The organism is Gordonia marina (assembly GCF_052036135.1).
GTDB lineage: Bacteria > Actinomycetota > Actinomycetes > Mycobacteriales > Mycobacteriaceae > Gordonia.
This window is the reverse complement of record NZ_JBPSDN010000004.1, coordinates 168,898-180,697: the sequence shown is the minus strand read 5'-3', so window position 1 is coordinate 180,697 and position 11,800 is coordinate 168,898. Positions and strand designations below refer to the sequence as shown.

At 72.7% G+C, this 11,800-nt stretch carries 8 protein-coding genes; 7 read left to right on the top strand and 1 reads right to left on the bottom strand.

Translation table 11 applies throughout. The features are described 5' to 3' along the window. The 3 genes from ACSEEN_RS03780 (at position 1) to ACSEEN_RS03770 (ending at position 4,258) form a co-directional block, all read left to right on the top strand. On the top strand, positions 1 to 789 hold the full coding sequence (locus ACSEEN_RS03780; protein ID WP_440712347.1) for a glycoside hydrolase family 16 protein: 789 nt from the start codon (positions 1 to 3) through the stop codon (positions 787 to 789). Positions 790 to 863: 74 nt separating this feature from the next. Then, a complete protein-coding gene (locus ACSEEN_RS03775) occupies positions 864 to 2,126 on the top strand; it encodes a glycosyltransferase family 2 protein (RefSeq protein WP_440712364.1) in 1,263 nt (420 codons plus the stop codon). Continuing rightward, a complete protein-coding gene (locus tag ACSEEN_RS03770) occupies positions 2,123 to 4,258 on the top strand; it encodes a hypothetical protein (RefSeq protein ID WP_440712346.1) in 2,136 nt (711 codons plus the stop codon). Before ACSEEN_RS03775 ends, ACSEEN_RS03770 begins: the two co-directional genes overlap by 4 nt. A 275-nt stretch (positions 4,259 to 4,533) precedes the next feature. Here ACSEEN_RS03770 and ACSEEN_RS03765 read toward each other — a convergent pair whose 3' ends face one another. Beyond that, a complete protein-coding gene (locus ACSEEN_RS03765) occupies positions 4,534 to 5,823 on the bottom strand; it encodes a lipopolysaccharide biosynthesis protein (RefSeq protein WP_440712345.1) in 1,290 nt (429 codons plus the stop codon). A gap of 177 nt (positions 5,824 to 6,000) precedes the next feature. On the opposite strand from ACSEEN_RS03765, the gene ACSEEN_RS03760 reads away from it, so the two are divergent. The 4 genes from ACSEEN_RS03760 to ACSEEN_RS03745 are packed head-to-tail and all read left to right on the top strand — an operon-like array spanning position 6,001 to position 11,792. Next, complete coding sequence (locus tag ACSEEN_RS03760) at positions 6,001 to 7,221, top strand: 3-dehydroquinate synthase II family protein (RefSeq protein WP_440712344.1); 1,221 nt, start codon at positions 6,001 to 6,003, stop codon at positions 7,219 to 7,221. Continuing rightward, a complete protein-coding gene (locus tag ACSEEN_RS03755; RefSeq protein WP_440712343.1) occupies positions 7,208 to 9,676 on the top strand; it encodes an AMP-binding protein in 2,469 nt (822 codons plus the stop codon). Before ACSEEN_RS03760 ends, ACSEEN_RS03755 begins: the two co-directional genes overlap by 14 nt. Next, complete coding sequence (locus ACSEEN_RS03750; RefSeq protein WP_440712342.1) at positions 9,673 to 10,515, top strand: beta-1,6-N-acetylglucosaminyltransferase; 843 nt, start codon at positions 9,673 to 9,675, stop codon at positions 10,513 to 10,515. The genes ACSEEN_RS03755 and ACSEEN_RS03750 overlap by 4 nt, the downstream gene beginning before the upstream one ends. Before the next feature lie 2 nt (positions 10,516 to 10,517). Beyond that, complete coding sequence (locus ACSEEN_RS03745) at positions 10,518 to 11,792, top strand: lipopolysaccharide biosynthesis protein (RefSeq protein WP_440712341.1); 1,275 nt, start codon at positions 10,518 to 10,520, stop codon at positions 11,790 to 11,792. Positions 11,793 to 11,800: the final 8 nt, after the last annotated feature.

Sequence of the window (11,800 nt, the reverse complement as noted above, 5' to 3'; positions counted from 1 at the left end):
ATGCGCACCCTCATCGTGCCGATCGTGGCGGCCGCCGCCGTGACGGCCGGGTGCACGACGAGCACCGACGCGCAGCCGCGGCCGCGGGTCCTGTTCGCCGACGAATTCACCGGCGGCCCCGGCCCGGTCGGTGCCCCGTGGCAGCCGCAGACCGGCGGCGGCGGGTGGGGGAACAACGAGCTCCAGACCTACACGGACCGGACCGACAACGTCCGGCTCGACGGCCACGGCCACCTGGCGATCACCGCGCGCTACCAGGACGGTCTCCTCACCAGCGGACGCGTCCAGACCCTGGGCCGCCTGTCGGTGACCACCGGCCTGATCCAGGCCCGCATCTCGCTGCCCGCCGGCCGCGGTCTGCACCCGGCGTTCTGGCTGCTCGGCGACGACATCCTGGCGGCCGGCTGGCCCGCCGCGGGGGAGATCGACGTGATCGAGACCTTGAACGACGCCGCCGATTTCCACACCGGCATCCACGCGCCGCAGGAGTCGGTACCCCGCGGCCAGACCATCGCGGCGAGCGGGCCCGCGCCGGTGCCGCTCGCGGGACACTTCCGGACGTACTGGGTGCGCAAGAGCCCGGGACGTATCGAGACCGGCATCGACGACAAGACGCTGTTCACCGTCACCCCAAGCGACCTCGCCCCCGACGCGCGATGGGTCTTCGATCAGCCGTTCCACCTGCTGCTGAACCTCGCGGTCGGCGGCGACTGGCCGGGACCGCCCGACGAGTCGACGCCGAATCCGTCGACCATGCTCATCGACTGGGTCCGGGTGACCGCGCTGTGAACGAGCACCACACGAACGATCACCGCGCCACCGAGCCGCCGGTGTCCGGCGCGCGGACGGGGCTCACCGTGCCGATGACACCGGGGGGTCCGCCGGAGTGGCCGGGTGCCACCTGGATCGCGGTCCTCGACCTCGCCGGGCCCGCCCGCACTCCGCTCGCGGCCGCCGAGGAGGCGGCCGGAGAGGTCGTCTGTGCGGCCGAGGGGGCCGACGGCTATTCCCGGGCCCGCATCCTGGTCCGCGACGGGGCCACTCCCCTGGGCTTCGTCGAGACACCGATCGTCGACGGCACGGTGCGCATCCCGCTCCCCGGCCGTGCCCCGGCCGGCCCGCCCGCGCCGCCGCTCCCACCGATCTCGGTGGTGCTGTGCACGCGCGAGCGGCCCGACGATCTGCGCGGAGCACTGGCCTCGCTGACGGCGCTGGACTATCCGGACTTCGAGATCGTCGTCGTCGACAATGCACCGGTCACCGACGGCACCGCGCGCGTCGTCGCCGAGCTCGGCGATCCGCGGGTCCGCCGCGTCGTCGAACCGGTGCCCGGTCTGTCCAGCGCCCGCAACGCCGGCCTGCGGGCCGCCGCCCACCGGATCGTCTCGTTCACCGACGACGACGTCGTGGCGGATCCGGCCTGGCTGCATGGCATCGCGCTGGGCTTCGCGCGCGGTGACGACGTCGCCTGCGTCTGCGGGACTGTCCCCAGCGGCGAACTGCGCACCCTCTCCCAGGCGTACTTCGACTGGCGTGTCTCGTGGGGTGACAGCCTCGAGCCGAAGACCTACCGGCTCGCCGAGCCCCCCGAGGACCTGCCGCTCTTCCCGTTCCAGGTCGGCGCGTACGGGACGGGCGCCAACTTCGCCGTCCGCCGCGATGTCGTCGCCGGCCTGGGCGACTTCGACGAGCGCCTCGGCGCGGGCACCGCGACGAAAGGCGGCGAAGACCTCGACATGTTCTTCCGGATCCTCACCGCAGGCCACGCCCTGGTGTCCGAACCCTCGGCGATCATCTGGCATCGGCACCGCGACGACAGCGATGCGCTGATGAGCCAGGCCCGCGGCTACGGCATCGGGCTCGGTGCCTGGCTCACCAAGGTGGCGATGACTGCCGAACACCGCCGTCTCGCCGTCGCCGTGCTCCGCCGCCGGTTCCGCGCGGTCGGCCGGGCCGGCCGCGCCTACGCGGCGATCGCCGCGCCACCCCCGGAATTCACGGCGAGTCTGCCGGACTCCGTGGGCCGGACCGAGGTGCTGTCCGTGCTGCGCGGGCCGCGGGCGCTGTTCGCCGAGGGCCGCAAGGTCCGCAAACGGCGCGCGGCCGGCGCGGGGGTGCGATCGTGACGGCCGTGCTGGAGCGGGCGCCACGGCCCGCCACCCCGGGCCGCCGTCGGGGCACCTCCGGGGCGTCGTCCGTCCGGTTCCGGCCCGCGGACCTGGCGCTGCTCGCCGCCGCGGCGGGCCTGCTCGGTCTCCTGCCGCTCGGCACGGTGCTCAAAACCGTCCTGATCGGCCTGTTCGTCTTCACCGGGCCCGGTTTCGCGGTCCTGACCTGGGTTCCGGTGCCCCGCTACGCGCGGCTCGGGGCCGTCCCCACGCTCGGTGCGGCGCTGACCACCCTGGTCACCATCACCGCGATGTGGTCGTACCGCTGGAACACCACCGGGATCCTGGTACTCGGCGCGTGCGCGGTGATCGGCAGCAGTCTCCTCTGGTACGCGCGGAGAGGGCCCGCCCCGGCATGGCGTGACTGGCCGTCGGCGGCGCTCGGCGGCGTCGTCAAGACGATCTCCGCTCCCGGGCTCAATCCCCCCACCGTGCTGACCCTCGCCGCCCTGGTGCTCTGGCTCGCCGCGGTCCCGAATCTGCCGGGCGCCGACGCGAGCTACTACGGGCTCGTGTTCTCCGGTGCGGGCATGCTGCTGATCCCGGCGACGGCGGCGACCACCGTCGCCTTCCTGTGGGCCGTCGTCACCCGGCGATTCGGCGCCGCCGTGTTCGCCCTCGCCGGAACCGTCGTGGTGCTGCGGGTGACCACCTGGGCCGGCACACAGGTTCCGCTGTACGACTGGACGTACAAGCACATCGGGGTGATCCGGTACATCCAGGAACACGGGCTGATCACCCCGAACGGCACCGACATCTACACGCAGTGGCCGGCGTTCTTCGTCGCCTCGGCCTGGTTCTGCGATGTCACGACGCTCGACCCGATGACGCTCGCGCACCTGTTCGCGCCGTTGATCCATGTCCTCCTGGCACTCGTCGTGTACTCGACGGCCCGCCTGCTCGGCCAGCCGCGGATGACCGCGCTGACCGCCGCGTTCCTCGCCGAGGTGGTGAACTGGGTCGGGCAGGACTACCTGTCGCCGCAGGCGTGGGCGATCGTGCTGGCCTTCGGCACCCTGATGCTGCTGCTCGCCTCCCGCGGCGCGCCGCGGACCGCGTTGCTGGCCGTGGTGCCGTTCGCGGCGATGGTGCCCAGTCATCAACTGACCCCGTTCTGGGTGGTCGGCGCCGCGGTGCTGCTCGTCCTCTTCCGGCGCGCCCGCCCCTGGTGGGCGGTCGGCGCGATGGTGCTGATCGTCGGGGCCTATCTGGCCCTCAATCTGGAGGCGGTGGCCCCGTACGGCATCTTCTCCGGGGGCAATCCGGTGGCGAACGCGTCGAGCAACGTGGTGATGGCCGGCGTCCCGGCCAAGATCTACACCTCGATGGTGTGTCGTGGCCTGTCGCTGGCGGTGTTCGGCGCCGCGGCGGCCGCCGCGGTGTGGGCGTGGCGGACCCGGCAGCGACACGTGCTGAGCCGCGCGGTCCTCGCCTTCTGCGCGCTCGGCCTGCTGATGGCGCAGGGCTACGGGGGCGAGGCGATCTTCCGCGTGTACCTCTACAGCCTCCTCGGCTGCGCCCTGCTGATCGCGCCCGCGGTGACCGCGCTGCTCGGCTGCTGGCGGCGCGGCGTGGCGGGCGCCGTGGCGGCCGGTCTCACCTGGCTGGGTGTGCTGGCCGCGGCACTGGCCGGGCTGTTCTCCTTCTACGCGCTCTGGCCGATCATCGTGGAGACGCGCGGTCAGGTCGAGGCGGTGTCGAAGATCGTCGACGAGGCCGAGCCCGGCTCACGGTTCATGATGATGGCGGCGAGCGGACTGCCGACCCGTTCGACGGCCCACTACGCGTCGATGACGCTGCGAGACCCCGACTGGGACAGCCCGATCGAGCTGGTCTACGGCTCCCGGCCGGACACCTTCCCCACCCCGGAGGACCTGGCCTTTCTCAAGTGGAGCGTCGCACAGAATCCGCATCCGACCTACATCATGTTCAGTCCGCAGTCCGAGCGGCGGATGGACTACTACGGCTTCTTCCAGCCCGAGGCGGACGACCGGCTCAAGGCGATCCTGACGGCCTCCGGCGAGTGGACCACGGTGTACGACGACGGCGCGGGCACGGTCTTCTTCCGGCACGCGCCGGGCAAGCGGTAGTCCGGACGATTCTCGCGCGGCGCCTGGCCCGGCCTCGGCTTTGACCGAGCACCGGACTGCTGTCCGGTGGTTGCTCAGCGACCACCGAACAGCAGGCGGCCGCCGGCGCCGCCGCAGTCAGCTTCGCCACCGCGCAGAGTGACCCCGGCCGTGGAGCGGGAACGAGCCGTCGGCAGACGTCGCGGATCTTGTCTGTCGCGGATCTTGCCGAATCCGCCGTCGGACGCGCGACACATTTCGGCGCCGACAGAATCCGCGACGAATCGCCGGGCGGTTCAGCTCGCGCCAGATCGAGACCACGACCGGTAGGGGCCGGACTCGGCCGGCGCAGCGGCCCGGTCGCGCCGCAGCGCGACACCCAGCAGCGTCAGCGACAACACGGCGCCGGTGCCCTCGGCGATCAGCATCGCCCAGCCGGCGGCGACCAGTCCGCGGTGCGGTAGCAGCCAGGCGGTCAGCGAGATCAGCAGGGTGGCCGTGATGATCTGGACGACGAGCGCGCTCCGCACGCGGCGGCGCACCCGGCACATGGCGGTGTACGCGTAGCCGACCGCCGCGAGGGGCAGCGCGCACGCCGCGACGCGCAGCACCGGGCCGCCGTACCGCGCGTAGTCGGGCCCGGCCAGCCGCAGCACCACCGGCCCGGCCAGCAGCAGTCCCACGCACGCGACGCCCGCGATACCGAACAGGATCGCCCCGAACCGGACGGTGAGGGCGCGGACATCGGCTCCGGGCACGCTGGCGGCGGACACGTACGGTCCGGTGAGCATGGTGAGCAGCACGAGCACCGCGGTGAGCAGCGACCAGGAGATCGAGAAGTACGCGCTGTGGTCGGCGCCGACCGCCGCGATCACCAGCATCGGCAGCATGAGCGGGGTCAGCGCACCGACCACGAAGATCCCGTAGTTCCCGGCGGTGAAGGCCACCCGCTCGCCGAGCGGCGGCAGGTCGTCGCCGGGAGCCGGCTGCGCCCGCATGGCCCGCACCGCGAAGTACCCGACGACCAGCGCGGTGAGCAGCGCCGCACCCACCCAGGTCCCGGCGATCCCGGTGCGCCCGATGAAGAACGACGCGATCACCGCGCAGATCAGCTTGAGGACCGAGTGGGCGATGTTCTTGCCCGCGCCCCAGTGGGCCCGGTGCATGCCGATCGTCACATGATCGAGCAGCGCGAACGCCGACAGGATGACGACGAACAGCGGAAAGATCACTCGCTGCGTGGTGTTGGCGAACATCTCGTCGGTCGGGCCGACGAACACGAACACCGTGCCGAGCACCAGGCCGAACACGGCCGCGATCATCAGGCACCCGGCCACCTGCCGGCTCCGCCGGGCGCCGGCGACCGGCAGGAAGCGCTCGAAGTACGAGCCGAATCCGAGGTTGGCGAAGCCCGCGAGCATGGTCGCGGCCGTGATCACCGCCGCGGCGGACCCCACCTCGCTCGCCGGGTACAGCCGGCCGACCACGATCCAGTACACCAGTCCGATCGAGGCCGTCGCGGCCGCCGACACCGTCAGTGCGAGCGAACCTCTGGCGAGGTCGGAGGTGCGCCCGGTCGGAGTCATCCGTTCCAGTGAACAAGTGCCGACCCGGCAAAGCAAGGTAACCCTAAGTGGAACTCGTCACGTTAGGGACCTCGGTGTTGGAGTATCGGTGAGGCTACCCTAATCTGGTTCTGTTCACCGGTCTGTGGATCGGGAGAAGACAGCGAGACGCGGTTCACGCGAGCAAGGAGACAGCCGATGGCCACCGAAGTGAATTCTTCCGGGGCAGACACGTCCGGGGCGAGCGCCCCCAAGCCGGGTCGCATCACGGAAGTCGCGCCGGTGCATGTCACCGACCATATCGATCCCCTGCTGCGGGTCGACGGCAAGGAGCGCAGCGGTGAGCACTTCGCCTGGGTCGACGTGCGGCACCTGCGCGGCCAGGCGCGCGACGCCGTGGTCGCCGCGGCGCTGAACTACGGACTCGACGGCATCGTGAGCGACGACGCGGACCTCCTGGCGACACTGCCGCCGACGGTGCGTCGCGTCCTGCTGTCCTCCGGTGCGGCGCCGACCGCGGAGGGCGCCGACCTGGTGTTCGCCGACGCCGCGTCGCTCACCGACGACGACCGGCCCGACGGCGTCCACGTCGTGGTCAGCGATGCGGCCACCCTGCAGAACGCCTGCGAGCTGGTCCGGCGGGTGCCGTGGACGCTGCTGACCTTCACCGATCCCACCAAGATCCCCCTCGAGATCGTGATCGCCGCGGCGGAGAACTCCGGCGGCAAGACGGTCACCGTCGTCGACGACATCACCGATGCCGAGATCGTGAAGCTGGTCCTGGAGCACGGCTCCGACGGCCTGCTGCTGGCGCCGCGCCACGCCGACGACGTGATCGCGCTGGCGGCGATCCTGGAACCCGGCGAGGAGAAGATGTCGCTGTCGTCGCTGACCATCACCTCGGTGGAGCACATCGGCATGGGTGAGCGCGCGTGCATCGACACCTGTTCGCTGCTCGAACTCGACGAGGGCTGCCTGATCGGGTCGTTCGCCAGCGGCATGTTCCTCTCCTGCAGCGAGACCCACCCGCTCCCCTACATGCCGACCCGGCCGTTCCGCTGGAACGCCGGCGCGGTTCACTCGTACGTCCTCACCCCGGGCAACCGGACCCGCTACGTCAGTGAACTGCGCGCCGGGCAGCCGATCCTGGCGATCCGCACCGACGGCAGTGTTCGCGAGGTCCGCATCGGGCGGGTCAAGATCGAGCGGCGCCCGCTGATCTCCATCACCGCCGAGTCGGCGGAGGGCAAGACGGTCAACGTCATCGCCCAGGACGACTGGCACGTGCGGCTCCTCGGCCCGGGCGGCAGCGTCAACAACGTCACCGAACTCAAGCCCGGTGACGTGCTCCTCGGCTATGTCCCGACCGAGGCCCGGCACGTCGGGCTGCCGATCACCGAGTTCTGTGACGAGCGCTGACGTCACCTCCGCGACCCTCGCGGAACTCTTCGCCGGGGTGGTGGCCGCGCACGGCGCGGCGCCCGCCCTCGCGTGCGGGCGCCGGCGCCTCGGCTACGCCGAGCTCGCCGGCCGCGTGACGGCCGCCGCCGCGGCGTTCGGCGACGACTCGTCGCGTCCGCTGCTGGTCACCGTGCCGCCGGCCACCGACGGCGACGCCTTCGAGGAGGCTGTGGTGGCCCTGGTGGCGGCACTGGTGTCCGGGCGCCCGGTGGTCCCGGTCGACGCCGCGCTCCCGGCCGCCCGCGTGCGCACCATCACCGAGCGGGCCGACGTGTCCCTGCCCGGTTGTGCGATCCTCGTGTTCACCTCCGGGTCCACCGGCGAGCCGAAGGCGGTGCGGCAGGGACCGGGCATGTGGCGGCACCAGATCGCGGAACTGTCGGCCGATCTGGACATCGGGCCCGGCCGCACCGTCGTCAGCGCCCTGCCCCTCAGCTTCGGCGGCGGACTCGACATCGCGCTCACCGCGCTGTTCACCGGGGCGACGCTGGTGCCGGTGGACCCGCGCGACTCCGGCGTCGACGGCCTGCTCGCGACGATCGACGGTCACGCGCCCGACGGCCTGCACCTGTCCCCCCACCTGCTGCGGCAGGTCACCGCCCACCCCGCGGCCGCCGATGCGCTGACGGCCGTGCGCCTGACGTGCACCTGCGGCGAAGCCCCGGACGGCGCGGACCTCGCCGCGCTCCGCGCCGTCGCACCGCACCTCACGTACGTCAACCGCGCCGGATCCAGCGAGACCGGAAACCTCGCGAGCAACGTCTTCCCGCCCGGCCGGCCGATCCCGGACGGCACCGTGATCCCCGGCCGCCCGGCCGCGGGCAAGACCCTCGTCATCCGCGACGACGCCGGACGCCGCCTCGGCGACGGGCAGGTCGGCCGGATCGAGGTGGTGTCGGAGTTCCTCGCCGACGGCTACCTGGTCGACGGCGTCCCCGTCGATTTCGCGACCGACGAGTCCGGTGCCCGCCGCTACCCGCTCGGCGACGCCGGAACGCTGACCGGCGGGGAACTGCGGCTGGCGGGCCGCCTCGACGACGCCGTCAAGATCCGCGGCTACCTGGTCGACGTCTCCGAGGTCACCGCCGCCGTGCGCCGCTGCCCGGGCATCGGCGAGGCCGCGGTCATCGCCCGCGGCGCGCCCGCCGAACTCGTCGCCTACCTGGTGCCCGCGCCCGGCGCCCGGCCGCCGTCGATCGCCGCCGTGCGGACCGCGCTCACCGCGGCGCTGCCCGGATGGATGCGGCCGGCGCACTACGTGCTTCTCCCGCAGCTGCCCCGTACCGAACGGGGAAAGCTCGACCGGCAGGCCCTGCCGGCGCCCGACCCGCGCCCGGACCACGTGCCGCCGCGCACCCGGACCCAGCGACTGCTCGCACCGCTGTGGGAGGACCTGCTGGCCGTCACCGCGGTCGGCGCCGACGACGATTTCGCGGCCCTCGGCGGCGACTCGCTCACCGCGGTCGTCCTGATCGACCGCATCGACGACTGCTTCGGCGTCCGGCTGTCCCCCGCCGACCTCGCGGCGGCCCCGACGCTGGCGAGTTGCGCGGCCCGCATCGACGCGGCCGGGCAGACCGGCGACGCCCGCACCGGCCGGCCGCTGCCCCGCGACACCGTGCTGCTCTCCCCGGCCCGCGACGACGGCCCCATCCCGGACGAGGGCCCCCTCCCGGACCAGAGCACGGCCCGCCCACTGGTGGTCGTCTTCGCCGGCGCCGGCGAGTCGGTCCATGCCTTCATGCCGCTGGCCCGGCACCTGCCGGACTTCACGCTCGTCGGCCTCGGCGCCCACGCGCTCGAGCGCCGCGGCATCCCCGACTACACGATCGGGCGGGCCGTTCGCCGGGCGGTCCGCCAGGTCCGCGCGCTCTCCCCGCACGGACCGTACCGATTCGTCGGGCACTCGATCGGCGGGGTGATCGCGATGGAGACCGCGCGACGCCTCGAGGCCGCCGGCGGCCGCGTCGAACACGTCGTCTGCCTGGACACCGTGCTCGACGACGCGCTGCGCCGCCGCGCACCGATCGACTTCCCGGAGCCTGTCCCGACCGCGCCCGCGAACCGGCCCGAGCCCGCGCCCAGCCCCTCGAGCGCGGCGCGATGGCGGACCCGGCTGCGGTTGCTGACGGCCGGCTGGTGGCCCCGGCCCGCGCACGACCAGTGGGCGCTGTTCCACGAACTCGGGCGCCGCAGCGCCCTCCTGCATCGATTGCGCCCGTGGCCGGGCCCGGTCACCCTGATCAAGGCGGAGGAGAACGACGACCCCGACGACTGGTGGCCACTGCTCGCGCCGGGCACCGTGTCCATCGACCGGGTGCCCGGCGACCACGCCGGAATGCTGCGGCCGCCGTACGCGACCGCGACCGCGGCCCTCGTCGAGCGGGCGCTCGCCGGCCACGGGTCGTCGTGACCTTCCCGCGGCGGCCGCAGCGGTACGCGGTCCACATCCTGGCGCACGCCGATCCCGGCCTGTTCGGTGATCTCGTCGCCTCGCTGCGGCACGACCGCGTCGACGTGTACGCGCACATCGACGCGAAGGCCGACCAGCGGCCGTTCGCCGAGGCCGCCGGCGGCGCGGTGCGCTTCGTCGCCGACCGGACGACCGTCCGCTGGGGCGGCTTCAGCCAGGTGCGGGCCACCCTCGCCAGCCTGGACGCGGCCGGTGACGGCTACCACCGGCATTCCCTGCTGTCCGGCGCCGACGTTCTGTTGCGGCCCATCGACGAGGTCGTGGACGTGTGGTCGGGTCGCACCGAGCTTCTCCGTATCGACCGGCGGATCGACGACGAGCGATGCCCGCAGTACGGCAAGATCGGCCGCTTCCATTTCCCGGATCAGCCGGGGTGGCGGCGGTTCGACGGGCGGATACCGCGCCGGGTCCCGCGGCAGGTCCCCCTGATGCAGGGCAGCACCTGGTGGTCGCTCACCGGCGACGCGGTGCGTCATCTGCGCGGACACCTCGAGGAGCATCCCCGCTGGCTGGCCTTCTTCCGCTTCTCGCACTGTCCGGACGAGTACGTCTTTCACTCGGTGCTGTCCGCCTCGCCCTTCGGCGAGGCCCTGACCAGCATCGGAGGCTCGGTGACGGGCGCCTCTTCGGTGCACGGCCAGCACTTCATCGACTGGCCGCGTGACGGCATCCACCCGAACATGCTCGACGAGGCGGATCTCCCGCGCGCACTGGCCAGCGGGGCGCTGTTCGCCCGCAAGGCCGGACCGTCCTGGGTGTGGCGGGGGGCGGCGGTGTGAGCGTGCGCGATCGGCTCGTGGTCAACGCGAGCGCCCTGATGCTCTCGTCCCTGGCGACCGGCGCCCTCGGCCTGGTCTACTGGATCGCCGCGGGCCGCCTGTTCGATCCGGCGTCGGTCGGCCGCGCCTCGGCGCTGATCAGCACCGCGACCATGCTCGGCTCGTTCTCCTGCCTGTCGCTCGGCGGGGCCTACCAGCGCTTCCTTCCGCTCGCCGGGACCGCGACCCGATCGCTGGTGGCCGGCGGCTATCTGCTGAGCGGCGCGGTCGCGGTGGTCCTGGGTGCCGGTTTCGCGTGGACGCCGCTGTCGGACCGGCTCCTGCACTCCACCGGGCAGCGGCTCGCGTTCCCGGCGATGGTCGTGGTCTTCACCGCTTTCGCACTGACCGACCCGGTGCTCACCGCACTGCGGAAGGCGCCGAGCGTCGCCACCAAGAACATCACCTTCTCGCTCGTCAAACTGCTGCCGCTCGCCGTCCTCGGCGCGGGCAGCGCCGCGGTCGGCATCGTCTTCTCCTGGACGTTGCTCGCGCTGCTCGCCGCCGCGGTGTTCGGCACCGTCGCCATCCGGGGGGCGATCGCCGGAAGCCACGGCGCCAATCTGCTGCCTCCGGTCAAGGAACTGCTGTCCTTCCAGAGCGCGTTCTTCGCCCTGATGCTGGTCTCGGTGGTGACGCCGCTCGCCCTCCCGTTGATCGTCGTCCACCAGGCCGGGGTGAGCGACAACGCCTACTTCAATCTCGCGTGGACCATGTGCAGTGCCGCCGGTCTGCTCAGCGGCGCCGCGGGATCGGCGTTCATCGTCGAGGTGTCGGTGCCGGGGGCGGACCGGCCGGCGCTGCTGCGCCGCTACGCGCCGATCCTCGGCGGGGTCACCGCCGTCACCGCCGTCGGACTGGCGACCGGCGGCCCGCTGGTGCTGTGGATCGCCGGCGGCGACTATCTGGCGGCCGGCTGGAAGCTGATGCTGGTGATGGCGCTGAACACCGTGATCGAGACCGTCGTCACCTTCTACTACACGATCGCCCAGCTGCATCGGCGGCTGCGGCTGATGCTCGTGTCGCAGGTGCTCATCGTCGCGGTGACGGTCGGTGGCGCATACCTGCTGGTTCCCCGCATCGGTCTCGTCGGCGCCGGTCTGGCGAGCCTGACCGCCTCGTGCCTCGCGCTGGCCGTCGTCGCCCTGCCGCTGGTGCATGGGGTGCGGGCGATCTTCGACGAGGTGCCGCCGCCGTCGCCCGTCGGCGAGACGGTCGTGGAGATCCGGGGTTCCTGACCGGGGCG

Excerpts from the sequence above, each read along its gene's own strand:
- ACSEEN_RS03780 (WP_440712347.1), top strand. The coding sequence starts at position 1 with ATGCGCACCCTCATCGTGCCGATCGTGGCGGCCGCCGCCGTGACGGCC.
- ACSEEN_RS03775 (WP_440712364.1), top strand. The coding sequence starts at position 864 with ATGACACCGGGGGGTCCGCCGGAGTGGCCGGGTGCCACCTGGATCGCG.
- ACSEEN_RS03765 (WP_440712345.1), bottom strand. The coding sequence starts at position 5,823 with ATGACTCCGACCGGGCGCACCTCCGACCTCGCCAGAGGTTCGCTCGCA.
- ACSEEN_RS03760 (WP_440712344.1), top strand. The coding sequence starts at position 6,001 with ATGGCCACCGAAGTGAATTCTTCCGGGGCAGACACGTCCGGGGCGAGC.